13 protein-coding genes are annotated in these 14,570 nt (G+C 71.0%); 6 read left to right on the top strand and 7 right to left on the bottom strand.

Annotated elements, in window-relative coordinates:
* Positions 1-48: 48 nt before the first annotated feature.
* Positions 49-1,437 (bottom strand): FAD-binding oxidoreductase, encoded by a 1,389-nt coding sequence (locus tag ACFY5C_RS29905; RefSeq protein WP_389449705.1) that lies wholly within the window; start codon positions 1,435-1,437, stop codon positions 49-51.
* A 214-nt stretch (positions 1,438-1,651) separates the two neighbouring features.
* Between ACFY5C_RS29905 and hemB the strand changes: the two genes are divergently transcribed.
* Positions 1,652-2,644, top strand: a complete 993-nt coding sequence (gene hemB, locus ACFY5C_RS29900; protein WP_389449702.1) for a porphobilinogen synthase — start codon at positions 1,652-1,654, stop codon at positions 2,642-2,644.
* A 341-nt stretch (positions 2,645-2,985) separates the two neighbouring features.
* Positions 2,986-3,342 (top strand): DUF805 domain-containing protein, encoded by a 357-nt coding sequence (locus ACFY5C_RS29895; RefSeq protein ID WP_389449700.1) that lies wholly within the window; start codon positions 2,986-2,988, stop codon positions 3,340-3,342.
* A 24-nt stretch (positions 3,343-3,366) separates the two neighbouring features.
* On the opposite strand, the gene ACFY5C_RS29890 is transcribed toward ACFY5C_RS29895, so the two are convergent.
* A complete protein-coding gene (locus ACFY5C_RS29890) occupies positions 3,367-3,561 on the bottom strand; it encodes a hypothetical protein (protein WP_389449698.1) in 195 nt (64 codons plus the stop codon).
* A 292-nt stretch (positions 3,562-3,853) separates the two neighbouring features.
* On the opposite strand from ACFY5C_RS29890, the gene ACFY5C_RS29885 reads away from it, so the two are divergent.
* Positions 3,854-5,074 carry a PLP-dependent aminotransferase family protein gene (locus tag ACFY5C_RS29885; protein WP_389449695.1) on the top strand — a complete coding sequence of 407 codons (1,221 nt, stop codon included), beginning with the start codon at positions 3,854-3,856 and terminating at the stop codon, positions 5,072-5,074.
* A gap of 3 nt (positions 5,075-5,077) precedes the next feature.
* Positions 5,078-5,929, top strand: a complete 852-nt coding sequence (locus ACFY5C_RS29880; protein ID WP_389449692.1) for an arylamine N-acetyltransferase — start codon at positions 5,078-5,080, stop codon at positions 5,927-5,929.
* Positions 5,930-5,947: 18 nt separating this feature from the next.
* On the opposite strand, the gene ACFY5C_RS29875 is transcribed toward ACFY5C_RS29880, so the two are convergent.
* The 3 genes from ACFY5C_RS29875 to ACFY5C_RS29865 all read right to left on the bottom strand — a co-directional run bounded on the left by ACFY5C_RS29875 (position 5,948) and on the right by ACFY5C_RS29865 (position 8,572).
* On the bottom strand, positions 5,948-6,754 hold the full coding sequence (locus tag ACFY5C_RS29875; RefSeq protein WP_389449689.1) for a DUF4253 domain-containing protein: 807 nt from the start codon (positions 6,752-6,754) through the stop codon (positions 5,948-5,950).
* A 76-nt stretch (positions 6,755-6,830) separates the two neighbouring features.
* Positions 6,831-7,736, bottom strand: coding sequence for a DUF2690 domain-containing protein (locus tag ACFY5C_RS29870; protein ID WP_389449687.1), 906 nt, complete (start codon positions 7,734-7,736; stop codon positions 6,831-6,833).
* A complete protein-coding gene (locus ACFY5C_RS29865; RefSeq protein WP_389449684.1) occupies positions 7,733-8,572 on the bottom strand; it encodes a peptidoglycan-binding protein in 840 nt (279 codons plus the stop codon). Before ACFY5C_RS29865 ends, ACFY5C_RS29870 begins: the two co-directional genes overlap by 4 nt.
* Positions 8,573-8,889: 317 nt before the next feature.
* Between ACFY5C_RS29865 and ACFY5C_RS29860 the strand changes: the two genes are divergently transcribed.
* On the top strand, positions 8,890-9,330 hold the full coding sequence (locus ACFY5C_RS29860) for a peptidoglycan-binding protein (protein ID WP_383610391.1): 441 nt from the start codon (positions 8,890-8,892) through the stop codon (positions 9,328-9,330).
* Between the two features lie 82 nt (positions 9,331-9,412).
* On the opposite strand, the gene argS is transcribed toward ACFY5C_RS29860, so the two are convergent.
* Positions 9,413-11,173 (bottom strand): arginine--tRNA ligase, encoded by a 1,761-nt coding sequence (argS, locus tag ACFY5C_RS29855; RefSeq protein ID WP_389449681.1) that lies wholly within the window; start codon positions 11,171-11,173, stop codon positions 9,413-9,415.
* Positions 11,174-11,417: 244 nt separating this feature from the next.
* On the opposite strand from argS, the gene lysS reads away from it, so the two are divergent.
* Positions 11,418-13,160, top strand: a complete 1,743-nt coding sequence (lysS, locus tag ACFY5C_RS29850) for a lysine--tRNA ligase (RefSeq protein ID WP_389449679.1) — start codon at positions 11,418-11,420, stop codon at positions 13,158-13,160.
* 61 nt (positions 13,161-13,221) lie between these two features.
* Here the strand turns inward: lysS and ACFY5C_RS29845 are convergent, their stop codons facing one another.
* A complete protein-coding gene (locus tag ACFY5C_RS29845; protein WP_389449676.1) occupies positions 13,222-14,556 on the bottom strand; it encodes a DUF2637 domain-containing protein in 1,335 nt (444 codons plus the stop codon).
* Positions 14,557-14,570 lie beyond the last annotated feature (14 nt).

Here is a 14,570-nt window from a genome sequence, read left to right as displayed (position 1 = left end):
TGACGTAGGTGTGGTGACGGGGGAGCACCGGGAGGTGCTCCCCCTCACTCAAGAGGACGTCACCGTGTGGCCGAAGCGAAGCAGGTTGGCCGGGTCGTACGTTGCCTTGTCCTGGCGTAGGCGGTCGTAGACCTCCGGGGTCCAGGCTCGGGCCCGGTCCGCGGTGTTGCCCGGCGTGCCGTGGAGATTGACCATCGTGTGGCCCGTGCCGTAGGGGGACATCGCCTCGTACAGGGACGCCGTGGCTCGCTCGATGGCCTCCGCCGCCGGTGGTGCGGCGAGGACACCCACCGTTTCCAGGATGTAGGCCGCGTCTCGGGCGCAGATGGCGTCCTCCTGGGGGGCGGGACGGGCGAGGGCGCCGCCGAGGTGACGGATCTCCACCATGAGGAGCGGGTAGTCCTCGACCTCGGGTCCTGCCTGGGACAGGAACGTGTCGATCGCGTCGGGGGAGAGGTCGCGCAGCAGAGCGCAGCACTCCCTCGCGGGGAGCGGGTCCTGAGGCTCTATGTGGATACGGTCCAGGGCCGTGTACGGCATCTCCTCCACCGTGTCGACCGCCACCGGTGCCGCCGCGCGGATCGGGGCGAGCAGGCGCTCTCCCTCGGCGGGGTCGCCGGGCCAGGCAATCGCAACCCGCGCCCAGAAGCCGCCGCGCAGGGGTTCGGGGATCTCCGGGATGGGGGGCAGGCGGAGAAGGGTGAAGGCGCTGCACATCTCGTCGGGGAGAGTGCGCGTCCAGTCGGTCCAGGTGCGCAGCACGGCCTCGGTGTGTTCGCCGGAGCAGTAGACGCCGCCGCCGAGGATCGTGGCGAGGGGAAGCAACTCGCAGGTCATGGAGGTGACCACGCCCAGGTTTCCCTTGCCGCCGCGCAGCGCCCAGAACAGTTCCGGCTCGTGGTCGGGGTCGCACTCGCGGAGTGTGCCGTCGGGTGTGGCGACCTGGAACGAGCGGACCAGGTCGGATGCGTAGCCGTAGGCCCGGCCCAGGACGGGGAGTCCGCCGCCCAGCGTGTAGCCGATCGAGCCGGCGTCCGTGGAGGTGCCGGCGAGCGCGGCCAGGCCGTGCGGTGCGGCCGCCTCCAGAACGTCGCGCCACTTCGCGCCGGCCGCGATGGTCGCCAGGCGCCGCTCCGGATCGATGCGTACGTCCGTCATACGGGCCGTGTTGATCAGCAGGCCGTGATCGATGGGGAAGTTCGCGCCGTGTCCCGTCGCCTGGACGGCTACCGGCGTGCCGGTGGCCGTCGCCCAGCGCAGGGCCGTCACGACGTCGTCGGCGCCCGTCGCGCCCACGACCACGTCGGGTGTGTGCAACGCGGCCAGGTTGAAGCCGGTGACTTCGTCGGCGTAGCCGTCCTCGCCGGGGCGCAGGACCGGGCCGTGGATCTCGGAGAGGGCAAAGAGGTCGGGGGTGTTGTGGTGGGTGGCGGTCATCGCGTCCTCCGTGGTGTACGTGCGTACGGAGGGACGGCGGCGGCGAGGCGGGTGGGGCAAGGCCGCCGGGGTCCTTGTGTCCGGGGGCCTGGGAAGTCTCTATTTCAGGATGGACCCGGTGGGTGGGGGTTCGCATGCGGGCCGCCGGGGCCGTGTGTCCGTCCCGACGCCTCGTCGGCAAAGGCGTCCGTGTCGCGGGCGTAGCGTAGGTGGCATGACGACGTACGGATCCTTTCCCGGTACGCGACCGCGGCGTCTGCGGACCACCCCCGTCATGCGGCGGATGGTCGCCGAGACCAGGCTGCACCCCGCCGACTTCATCCTCCCGGCCTTCGTGCGCGAGGGCGTCAGTGAGCCGGTGCCGATCGCGGCCATGCCTGGGGTCGTCCAGCACACGCGGGACAGCTTGAAGAAGGCCGCCAACGAGGCGGTGGAGGCCGGCGTCTCCGGGATCATGCTCTTCGGTGTGCCCGAGGACGAGAAGAAGGACGCCCTCGGAACCCCTGGGACCGATCCTGACGGGATTCTCCAGGTCGCCATCCGCGACGTGCGGGCTGAGGTGGGGGACGAGCTGCTCGTCATGTCCGATCTGTGTCTCGACGAGACCACCGATCACGGGCACTGCGGGGTACTGGACGCGGACGGGCGTGTCGACAACGACGCGACCCTGGAGCGGTACGCCGAGATGGCGCAGGTGCAGGCCGACGCCGGGGCACACGTGGTCGGGCCCAGCGGGATGATGGACGGGCAGATCGGCGTCATCCGCGATGCGCTGGACCAGATCGGGCGGGAGGACGTCGCCGTCCTCGCCTACACCGCCAAATACGCCTCCGCCTTCTACGGCCCCTTCCGGGAGGCCGTCGCCTCGTCGCTGCAGGGTGACCGGAAGACGTATCAGCAGGACCCGGCGAACGCGCGGGAGTCGCTGCGGGAGCTCGCCCTCGACCTTCAGGAGGGCGCCGACATGGTGATGGTCAAGCCGGCCGGCCCGTACCTCGACATCCTGGCGCGGGTCGCCGACGCGGTGGACGTGCCGGTCGCCGCCTACCAGATCTCCGGCGAGTACTCGATGATCGAGGCCGCCGCCGAGAAGGGCTGGATCGACCGGGACCGGGCCATCCTCGAGGCGCTGACCGGCATCAAGCGGGCGGGCGCGCGCAACATTCTGACCTACTGGGCCGTCGAGGCGGCACGGGCACTTCGCTGACGCAACAGCCGACGAATCAGCCGACCACACGGCAACGGTTCCGGATCGGTCCGGCATCGGAACGCATTCATTTCGGCCACGACCAGAACTCGGCTCGGGGAAGTTCCGGTTGCGGCGCCGGATCCCCGCGGGACCCGCGCGGGGATACTCGGTGATCTTCGAAGGATCTGTCCTGTATTCGGCGGTCTCAAAGCGGGCAACGTCAGGAAATTGGCCGGGGTTCGGCGTAATGAGCTGCGCAGACAACCGAATTGACGAGTACCCGACAGTGTTCGTAGCTTCTGCGCCTGGCCTGATCCGTTCCGGAGGGTCTGTCATATGTCGATCCCTGGGGGGATGCAGTGAGCTGGTTCATCGAGGTGCTCAAGAAGTACGCAGTGTTCAGCGGCCGCGCGCGCCGCAAGGAATACTGGATGTTCACCCTGTTCTACCTGATCTTCGAGATCGTGCTGATGGCCGTGGGCTACGCGATCGACTTCCCGGCCCTCGTGGGCATCTTCGTGGTCGCGCTCCTGCTGCCCACCCTGGCCGTCACCGTGCGCCGACTGCACGACACCGACCGCTCGGGCTGGTGGATCCTCATCGGGATCGTCCCGCTCGTCGGCTTCATCGTCATGCTGGTCTTCCTGTGCTCGGACACCCAGCCGGGCGCGAACAAGTTCGGCCCGAGCCCCAAGGAGGTCCCGGCGCACGCGTGATGCCGTGAGCCGGTGATGTGGGCCTCAAGGCCTGGAGGCCGCCCGGACGTTGTCCGGGTGGCCTTTCGCCGTCCCCGGGTCATGGAGGGCGGCCGGCCCCTCGTCGCGCAGTCCCTCGCCGTCCTCGCACGCGGTCAGCGTGAGCGCGGCGATCGTCACCAGCATGGCGACGAGGAGCCGGGCGCGCGGGCGACGGGCGGGGGGTGCGGACGCGGACATGCGGGGGGCCCTCTCCTTGGCTGGGGGCGGGGTCGGACCCCAGCCTGCGTGATCATCCCTCCCGGCCGCCAGCGTTCGCCGCGATTTCGGGACGCCAGAGCGGCGGAATGCGGGTTGACCTGCCGGGACGTCATGTCCCAACGGCTCGGTGTGGGACGTCCGGAGCGGTGAAACGCCCCGCCGTGCGGTGGCGGCGTCCGCATACCGAAAAGCTGCCTGTAGGCGACACCTAGTTCTCTAGGCTGCCCGGCACGAGCCGTCGCGCTCGTCGTCGAGCCGAAGGAGCCGTGTCATGACCGTCACCGAGCCCGCGCCTCCCGCGCCCCAGCACGCCCCGGCCGCCGTGCCGCCGCTCGCGGCGCGGGCCGGGTCGGTCGGTGGCTCGCCCGTGCGGGACATTCTCGCCGTCACCGCCCGGCCCGAGGTCATCAACTTCGCGGGCGGGCTGCCGGCGCCGGAGTTGTTCGACCGGGAGGGCATCGCGGCCGCCTTCCGAGATGTGCTCGCCGAGACGCCGGAGCGGGCGTTGCAGTACTCCACGACGGAGGGGGAGCCGAGCCTGCGCAGCGGGCTCGCCGCGCGCATGTCGGACCGGGGCCTCGCGACGGACGCCGACGACCTCCTCATCACCACCGGCTCCCAGCAGGGTCTGTCGCTCCTGGCCACCGCGCTGCTGGATCCCGGCGACACGGTGCTGGTCGAAGACCCCTGTTATCTGGCGGCACTTCAGGCCTTCGGTCTCGCGGGAGCGCGGGTCGTGGCCGTGCCGGGGGACGCGGACGGGGTGGACGCGCAGGCGCTGGAGGAGCTCGTCGTGCGGGAGCGGCCGAAGCTCTTCTACACCGTGCCCACCTTCCAGAACCCGACCGGCCGGACCCTGCCCGCAGAGCGCAGGGCGGCCGTCGCCGAGGTCGCCGCCCGGAGCGGGGTGTGGATCGTCGAGGACGACCCGTACGGCGAACTCCGCTACGAGGGCGAGCGCGTGCCCTGGATCGCGTCCTGTCCCGGGGCCGAGGACCGCACGGTGCTGCTCGGTTCCTTCTCCAAGGTGATGGCGCCGGGACTGCGGCTGGGCTGGCTGCGCGCCCCGGCCGCCCTGCGCCGGGCCTGCGTGGTCGCCAAGCAGGCGGCCGACCTGCACACGCCGACCCTGAACCAGCTCGCCGCCGCCCGCTGTCTGACCGGCCTCGACGCCCATGTCGCCCGCGTCAGGGACGTCTACCGCGAACGCCGCGACGCCATGGTCGCCGGCCTGCCCGGGGCCCTTCCGGAGGGCTCGACCTGGGCCCGTCCCGAGGGCGGCATGTTCCTGTGGGCCCGTCTGCCGGACTCGTACGACACGACGGCTCTGCTGCCGAAGGTGGTGCGGCAGGACGTGGCGTACGTGCCGGGCGCGCCCTTCTACGCCGGTGAGCCCGACCGGTCGACCTTGCGGCTGTGCTTCGTGACGCAGACGCCCGAGGAGATCGGGGAGGGGCTGAGGCGGCTCGCGGAGGGTTTGCGTCAGGCTTAGGGCATGGCCGACACAGCGCAGACGGTTCAGGCGGCGGGGTTCGACCTCGACGCGTACCTCCGGCGGATCGGCTGGGAGGGCGAGCGGCGGGCCGACGCGGCGACGCTACGGGGTGTGCACCTGGCGCACATGAGGGGCATCCCCTTCGAGAACCTGGACGCCCTGCGGCGTACGGCGCCCTCCCTCGACCCGGCCGACCTGATGGCCAAGCTGGTCCACAGCCGGCGCGGCGGCTACTGCTACGAGCACAACACGCTGCTCGCGTGCGCGCTGGAGGCGCTGGGCTTCGGAGTGACCCGGCTGGCCGCGCGCGTCGTCGTGGGAGCGGACCGCGTCGAGAGCCGCCCGCGCACCCATATGGCGCTGCTCGTCGAGGAGCCCGGCGACCCGCGGCCGTATCTCGCGGACGTCGGCTTCGGCGCGATCGGCGCGCTGCTGGAGCCGGTCCCGCTGACGGCCGGTGTCGAGTTCCGGGACGCGGAACGCCGGCACCGGCTCGTCCACGCGCCCCACCACGGGCCGCTGGAGCTGTGGGTGCTCCAGGCCCACGACCGTGTGAAGGGCGACTGGGCGGATCAGTACGCGTTCACTCTGGAGCCGTTCGAGAAGCCCGACTTCGAGGTCATCAACTGGCACATAGCCACCAATCCGCGCTCGCCGTTCACCCAGCGCGTCTACGTCCAGAGCGTCACCGCCGAACGTCACCTCCTGCTCAACGGCCCGATGCTCACGCGGACGCGGGCGGACGGGGCGGTCGTCGAGCAGGAGGTGACGGGGGAGGAGCAGGCGCGGCGGTTGCTGGACGAGGAGTTCGGGATCGAGGTGCCGGACGGGATGCGGGTGCTGGCGCAGTGACGGGGGAGAGCGGGGCGGTCAGTCCCACCAGAAGTGCCAGGCCGGCTGGTTGAGAAGCCGCTTCTCGGCGTACGCGCGCACGGTGCTGTCGCCGCTCTGCAGGATGTTGTCCGGGCAGAACGCGAAGTGCTCGGCGGCGACGGCCTCCGCCTCGGCCGCGGTGGTCGGCGCAAACGCGACGGAGACGAGGAGGTGGTCGAAGCCGAGCGCCACGACCCGTATGCCGAAGCGGTCCTCCCAGGAGCGGAGCACCGCGCAGAGGCGAGCGGTGTCGCCCTCGTGGTTCACCGGGCCCGTCCAGCCGATCGCCGCCGGAACGTCCGCGCTGCGACGGGCCGGAACGAGGGCGAGGCGGGGACCCTCCAACAGGCCGCCGCTGTCCAGCAGGGAGTCCGCGATGTCGGTGGCCACCGCCTCGGGGTCGTCGGCGGAGAGGGCGCCGGCGACGGCGGGCGTGTCGGCCAGGCCGGGCCACTCCTGTTCCGTCTCCCCGGCCGCGTACTCCTCCCAGAGGTCCGCCAGCACCTCATCGGCGTCGTGATCTCCCGGGTACGACATCGCGTCGGGAGTCAGCTCCCACATCCGCGGGTCGCCATGGCGGCCGCCCGCGTCCAGGACGACCGGCAGCAGGCCGGTCCGCCGGGCCGGTGCCAGAGCGGCCCAGGCGCCCGGCACCGCCTGCTGGTCGGCGAGCCACAGCAACGGCTCGTGCGATTCGCCCTCGTGGGTCGCGTCGAGGAGCCTCCCGGGCGGGAGTCGGAGACCGAGCGCGGCGCCCGTCGGGTCGGTCGCGAGCTTCGGCAGCGGGTTCGGAAGAGTCGCCATGTCGGTGACTGTAGAGGCCGGCACTGACAACACATCCACTGACAACACATCCACTGACAACACATCCACTGACAGCTCATCCGGCGACTCGGCCGTCGAAGCACTCCTTCCCGCCGCCCGCCGCCGGCCGGAAGCAGGCGCGGACCGCGGTCCCGGGCCGAGCCGCGGTCATCGGGGTGTAGACGTAGGCGTCCGCGTCGATGTCGTTCTGGACCTCGGCGCTGCGGACGTCACCGTCACCCTCATCGACGTCAGCGCAGCCGCGGTCGGCCGCCGACATCTCCAGCCGGTCGCCCACGCGCGTCTCCCACATCCGGGCCCAACTCGTCCCGCACTCCTCGCTGTAGCGCAGTTCCAGCCAGGCGCCGGTGGTGGTGCGGTGCCGGGCGAGGGCGGCCGGAGCTGCTGCGCACTTCATGTGCATCGGGCTCCTGCCCTCGCAGGCCGCCCCCTGGCAGCGGGGCCCGGCCGCGGTCGGCCGCGGGGCCAGGGCCGACCCCGGCTCCCCCTCCGGGTGCGGCAGGAGCAGGACCACAGCCGCGACGCCCCCGAGGACGGCGGCACACACCGACGCGAGCGCCACCAGGGCTGTCGCACTGCGGTGGCCGGCACAGCCGTCGGCGGGACTCCCGGCACCCGTGCCCTGTTGAGGAGACGGAGGTGGAGCGGGAGGCGGGGTCGCGGGCGAGGACGGGGTCGCGGGCGAGGACGAAGACCGCGGGCCCTCCCGTGCCCGCCCGCTGCTCTCCGACTCCGCGATCTCCCACAGGGCCAGACAGCGCCGCTCCGGCTCGCCCGCGAGACGGCACAGCTCCAGAACCGCGTCGCGCGGGGGCAGGGTACGGCCGTTGAGATAGCGGTCCCAGGAGGACTTGCTGAACGCCGTCTTCGCCGCGAGGCCGACCAGGCTCAGGCCGGTGCGGACCTTCAACTCCCGCAGCGCGCGAGACAGTCGGGTCCGTTCCGGTGACGGTGTCGTCATCGTCGTAGGGCCTTCCAGGTGTGCGGGCCGATGATGCCGTCCACCACCAGCCCCGACCGCTGCTGCGCGCGTCTGACCGCGGCCTCCGTCAGCGGACCGAAGATCCCGTCGATGCCGCCCGGTGAGATGCCCGCCCGGCGCAGCAGGCACTGGGCCTCGGCCACCTCCGGCCCCGCGTGGCCGTTGGCCAGGACGGCGCCCCGGGTGGGGCTGATGCCCGCGTACCAGCGGCCGCCGACCCGCTCGACACGGCAGGAGTACGCGGGCGCCGACTGTGCGGACGATGCCGGTGCCGACGCGGCGGACGCGGCGAGCGGAGCCGCTGTCTGTCCCGCGCCGCCGGGGAGCCGTACGGCGAGGAGGACCGTCGACGAGACGGCCAGCACCAGTGCCACGGCGCCCGCGACCACGGCGACCCGCAGCGAACGCGGCGGCGGGGGTGCCCCGTGGGGCCGGGACCCGGCGCCGGTCTGCGACCTGGCCGTCAGGATCTGTGGCGCTGTCGTCGTTGCTTCCGGCAGCACCGCTTCCCGAACGCGCGCGTCCGCCGCCGGCGCCTTCCCGCGCCTGTTCGTCCACGCCTCTGCCGCGACCTCGCGCAGGGCCAGCCACCGGCTCGGATCCTCTCCCACGATCCGGACCAGCGCCTCGACTGCCTGCGCCGGTGGCAACGACCGGCCGCCCAGATACCGCTCCCATGACTTCGGGCTGTACCCCGTCCTCGCGGCCAGCTGCCGCAGGCTCAGCCCGCTGTGGTCCTTCAGCCGGCGCAACCGCACCACCAACTGCCGTACCCGCGGATCGAGTTCCGCGGGCAGCGCTGCCCAACGCGACATGTTTCCCCCACTCGCGTTCACGGTCCGGCACGCGGTCCGTGGTCAGCGGCCCCCATGCCCCGTCGCATTCTGCATCAGCATCCACGGCCCACACCGGGAGCGGGTTCGCGTACCGGTACGAATCGGCCAACCGCATGCCGCGGGCATCCCGCCGTGCCGTCACAACCCGTCAAGTTTCCGCAGGTCAGCGGGTGGGACGTCCCGCCGTGACGTCACTTGCGCGGCAACTGTGGCCAGCCTCGCCGCCGGCCCCGCACTCTCGTTTCGCCAGCCCGGCGGCAGGGGCCGCCACCCGAGTCAGAGCGAGAGGGAAACGCATGCGACCGAATGTCTGGACGAGGACCCTCGTCAGCGTCAGTGCCGTCATCGGCCTTGCCGCCGGAAGCCTCGCCACCGCGGGCACCAGCTTCGCGGCACCGGACACACAGCCGGCCGTGAGCTCCGAGGTCTCCGTCCTCGCGGTGAACAACCTCGGCCTGACGGCCGCCGAGGCCAAGAAGGTCCAGGGCTGGCTGAAGCAGTACTGGGGCTACACCGGAGCCATCGACGGGCAACTCGGCACCAACAGCTGGAAGGCCTTCCAGCGCTGCCTCAAGGAGTACTGGGGCTACACCGGTGCCATCGACGGCATCGTCGGATCGGGCACCATCAAGGCGCTGCAGCGGCTGCTCCAGCACTACGGCTACACCGGCGCGATCGACGGGATCGCGGGCTCGGGGACCAGGGCCGCGTTCAAGAACTTCGCCAACAGCCGTTAGCCGCACAGCCGTTCACCACTACGACAGCGGCCCGTCCTCTCCTTGGGGGGAGAGGACGGGCCGCGCGCGGTTCGTCGGACGCTCAGAGCCGCTCAGGCGTCCGGATGCCCAGCAGGGCCATGCCCTGGTGCAGCGTCCGGGCCGTCACGTCGCACAGGAGCAAGCGGTTCTCCGCCACGTCCTTCGGCGGCTCCGGCTTGATCACCGGGCACTTGTCGTAGAACGACGTGAACAGCGACGCCAGCTGGTACAGGTACGCGGCCAGCTTGTGCGGGGCGTACTCCGCGGCCGCCTCGAAGACCGTGTCTCCGAACGCGTCCAGGTGCAGACCGAGCGCCCGCTCCGCCGCGTGCAGTTCCAGCTCCGGGTGCGCGGCCGGCTGGGTCTCGCCCGCCTTGCGCAGGATCGACTGGATCCGGGCGTACGCGTACTGGAGGTAGACGGACGTGTCGCCGTTCAGCGAGACCATCTGGTCCAGGTCGAACTTGTAGTCCCGGTTCGGCGACGTCGACAGGTCCGCGTACTTCACGGCGCCGATGCCGACCTGCGCGGCCCGCTCCTGGATCTCGTCCTCGGTGAGGTCCTGCGCCTTCTCCCGTACGACCTCCGCGGCCCGCTGCACCGCCTCGTCCAGCAGGTCCTCGAGGCGTACGGTCTCGCCCTCACGCGTCTTGAACGGCTTGCCGTCCGCGCCCAGCACCGTGCCGTAGCCCATGTTGTGCGCGCTGACGCCGTCGCTCAGCCAGCCGGCCCGCCGGGCCGTCTCGAAGACCATCTTGAAGTGCAGGGACTGGCGCACGTCCACGACGTAGAGCAGCGACGTCGCGTGCAGGTCGGTGACACGGTTGCGGATCGCGGTCAGGTCGGAGGCCGCGTAGCCGAAACCGCCGTCGGCCTTCTGCACGATCAGCGGGACCGGCTGGTCGTCCTTGCCGCGGATCTCGTCGAAGAACACCACGAGCGCGCCCTCGGAGCGCACCGCGACACCCATCTCCTCCAGGAGGCGGGCGGTCTCGGGCATGCCGTCGTTGTACGCGGACTCGCCGACGATCTCCTCGTCGCGGATCTGCATGTCCAGCTTCTCGAAGACCGAGTAGAAGTAGACCTTCGACTCGTCCACGAACTGCTGCCACAGCTCGAGCGTCTCCTTGTCACCGGACTGCAGCGCGACGACCCGCTTGCGGGCCCGCTCCTTGAACTCCTCGTCCGAGTCGAAGACCGCGCGTGAGGCCTTGTACACCCGGTTCAGGTTGCTCATCGCCTGCTCGCCGTCGACGTCGGCCGCGGGGGCCAGCTCGCCGGGGTGCTCGAACAGGTACTGGATGAGCATGCCGAACTGGGTGCCCCAGTCGCCGATGTGGTGCCGGCCGATCGTCTTCTCGCCGGTGAAGTCGAGCATGCCGCGCAGAGCGTCGCCGATGACCGCCGACCGCAGGTGACCGACGTGCATCTCCTTCGCCACGTTCGGCTGGGCGTAGTCGACGACGGTGATGCCCGCGTTCTCCTTGAGCGGCACGCCGAGACGCTCGCCGTCCGCGTGCCGCGCGGCGAGGTTCTCGGTGATCGCCCTGTCGGCGACGGTGATGTTGAGGAAGCCGGGGCCGGAGACCTCGACGTCCTTGAGCACGTCACCGGTGGTGATGTTGCCGACGACCTGGGTGGCCAGCTCTCTGGGGTTGGCCTTGGCCTTCTTGGCGAGGGCGAGAATGCCGTTCGCCTGGAAGTCGGCCCTCTCGCTACGTCGCAGCAGCGGGTCGACGTCGGTCGCCTCCGGCAGGGTGGCCGAGAGGGCGGACGTGAGCTGCTGCTCGACGGAAGCGCTGAGGGGCGTGACCGAGGCCATGGGGTGGGAGCCGTTCTCCTCGTGGGTTTGGTAGACGTGCTCAGTATCCCATGGGGGGTAAAGCGGTTTTCGCGGGTGCGAGCCGGTGGGGGCTTGTCGCGCCCACGCGGCGGAGCCGCAGATCGATACAGCCCCGCGCCCCTTCGGGACGCTGCCCGCAAAGGCGTTTTCGTTGTTGCCGTCCTTGCTGGGACAATGAGGGCGCCAGCCGTGGACCGTGCGGCTGCCCTGGAGAAAGAAGGACGTGCCGATCGTGGCTCAGAGCACCGAGACCACCGACTGGGTCTCCCGTTTCGCGGATGAGGTCATCGAGGAGTCGGAGCGTCGGGCCCCGGGCAAACCGGTCGTCGTCGCATCGGGACTCTCCCCGTCCGGACCCATCCACCTCGGCAACCTGCGCGAGGTCATGACCCCGCACCTCGTCGCCGACGAGGTCCGGCGGCGCGGGCACCAGGTCCGCCATCTGATCTCCTGGGACGACTACGACCGCTACCGCAAGGTGCCGGCCGGTGTCGCCGGGGTCGACGAGACGTGGGCCGCGCACATCGGCAAGCCGCTGACCTCCGTCCCGGCGCCGAAGGGATCGGCCCACCCGAACTGGGCCGAGCACTTCAAGGCGGCGATGGTCGAGGCGCTCGCCGAGCTGGGCGTGGAGTTCGACGGGATCAGCCAGACCGCGCAGTACACCTCCGGGGTGTACCGCGAGCAGATCCTGCACGCCATGAAGCACCGCGGCGACATCGACGCCGTGCTCGCGCAGTACCGCACCAAGCCCAAGGGCGGCGCCAAGAAGTCGCAGAAGCCCCTCGACGAGGCCGAGCTGGAGGCCGCCGAGGGCTCCGGCGCGGCCGGCGAGGACGACGGCAGCTCCGGCTCCGCCGGGTACTTCCCGTACAAGCCCTACTGCGGCAACTGCGAGAAGGACCTCACCACCGTCACCTCGTACGTCGACGACACCACCGAGCTGACGTACACCTGCAACGAGTGCGGGTTCTCCGAGACCGTCCGGCTCAACGAGTTCAACCGCGGCAAGCTGGTCTGGAAGGTCGACTGGCCCATGCGGTGGGCGTACGAGGGTGTCGTGTTCGAGCCGAGCGGCGTCGACCACTCGTCGCCGGGGTCGAGCTTCCAGGTGGGCGGCCAGATCGTCGGGATCTTCGGCGGTAAGCAGCCGATCGGGCCCATGTACGCCTTCGTCGGCATCAGCGGCATGGCGAAGATGTCCTCCTCGCGCGGTGGGGTGCCCACGCCGTCCGACGCACTGAAGATCATGGAGCCGCAGCTGCTGCGCTGGCTGTACGCCCGCCGCAGGCCCAACCAGTCCTTCAAGATCGCCTTCGACCAGGAGATCCAGCGGCTCTACGACGAGTGGGACAAGCTCGACGGGAAGGTGGCGGACGGGTCCGCGCTGCCCGCCGACGTCGCCGCGCACTCGCGTGCCGTGCGCACGGCGGCCGGTGAGCTGCCGCGTACGGCGCGCCCGCTGCCGTACCGGACGCTCGCGTCCGTCGCCGACATCACCGCCGGCCACCAGGACCAGGCGCTGCGGATCCTCTCCGAGCTGGACCCGGAGAACCCGCTGGGCTCGCTCGACGATGCGCGTCCCCGGTACGACAAGGCCGAGGCCTGGATCAACACACAGGTGCCCGCCGACCAGCGGACCATCGTGCGCGACGAGCCCGACGTCGAGCTGCTGAAGTCCCTCGACGAGGCGTCCAGGCAGTCGCTGCGACTGCTCCTCGACGGGCTGGAGTCGCACTGGTCGCTGGACGGTCTGACCCACCTCGTCTACGGCGTGCCCAAGGTCCAGGCCGGGTTCTCCGCGGACGCCACGCCCAAGGAACTGCCGGCCGAGATCAAGACCGCCCAGCGGTCGTTCTTCGCGCTGCTGTACCACCTGCTGGTCGGGCGGGACACCGGGCCGCGGCTGCCCACGCTGCTGCTCGCGGTGGGGCAGGAGCGGGTGCGGGCCCTGCTCGCGGAGTAGGCGGTACGGGAAAAGGGGCCCTCTGCAGAGGGCCCCTTCTTCTTTGCTTCCGTGCCGGGGGTCAGGCGATGTGGTCCTCTTCCAGCTCCGCCGAATGGCGCTTCTGGAAGCGTTCCGTGAGGGTCTTCAGAGCGCTGGGGCTCAGCGAGGTGCCGTACGTCGCCTGGATGTTGTCGCCCAGGACGCGGGGCGTGGGGTAGCTGCCGTCGATCGACTGACGGAAGACCTGGTAGTAGTCGTCCTCGTTCGGCTCCGGGGGCTCCGGAGGGCCGCCGCCCTCGCCGAGCCGGCGGGTGCGGTTGCCGGTCACGGGGATCGGGAAGGTGCCGGTGTCCTCGGGGGAGGGTTCCTGGACGGGCGGTTCCTGCTGGTACTGGTCCTGGTACTGCTCGGCCCGGACCTGTTCCTCGTACCACTCTTCGTAGTGGCCCTGAGGGTCGTACTGGGCGTCGTAGCCGCCCTGGTACTCGACGTTCCGGGGAGTGTTGAACCAGTCCTGCACGTACTCCGGCTGCTCGACGTCAGGCGGGCCGGCCGGCTCGGGGCCGACCAGCTCGGGCCGCTGCTCGCCCGCGGGTGCCGCCTGCCGGGGGACCGGCGCCGCGGCGGCGCGAGGGCCAGTGGCGTTGCCGGGCGTCATGCCGGCCACGTCGGCCGGGGCAACGGCGTCCAGGGCCTGCTTCGGCGCCGGCGGCAGCAGGGCCGGCTCGATGCCCGCCGCCGCCAGCCCCGCCGGAGCCGTCTGCGCCAGCGGAACCCCGTACCGCGCCAGACGCAGCGGCATCAAGGACTCCACCGGTGCCTTCCGCCGCCACGCCCGGCCGAAGCGGGAGCGCAGACGGGCCTGGTACACCAGCCGCTCCTGCTCCAGCTTGATGACCTGCTCGTAGGAGCGCAGCTCCCACAGCTTCATGCGGCGCCACAGGAGGAAGGTCGGGAGGGGGGAGAGGAGCCAGCGGGTGAGGCGGACGCCCTCCATGTGCTTGTCGGCCGTGATGTCCGCTATGCGACCGATCGCGTGGCGGGCCGCCTCCACCGAGACCACGAACAGGATCGGGATCACGCCGTGCATGCCGACGCCCAGCGGGTCCGGCCAGGCCGCCGCACCGTTGAAGGCGATCGTCGCCGCCGTCAGCAGCCACGCCGTCTGACGCAGGAGCGGGAACGGTATGCGGATCCACGTCAGGAGAAGGTCAAGGGCGAGCAGGACGCAGATACCTGCGTCGATGCCTATCGGGAAGACATAACTGAAGTTCCCGAAGCCCTTTTGGATGGCCAGCTCGCGGACGGCCGCGTACGAACCGGCGAAGCCGATGCCGGCGATGATGACGGCGCCGAACACGACCACACCGATGAGAATGCGATGCGTCCGAGTCAGCTGCAGTGGCGCGGCCACTCGTACTCCCCTCC

The organism is Streptomyces sp. NPDC012935, assembly GCF_042900345.1.
In the GTDB taxonomy this organism is placed as follows: domain Bacteria; phylum Actinomycetota; class Actinomycetes; order Streptomycetales; family Streptomycetaceae; genus Streptomyces.
The sequence above is the reverse complement of the archived record's forward strand: the minus strand, read 5'-3'. Positions and strand labels throughout refer to the sequence as shown.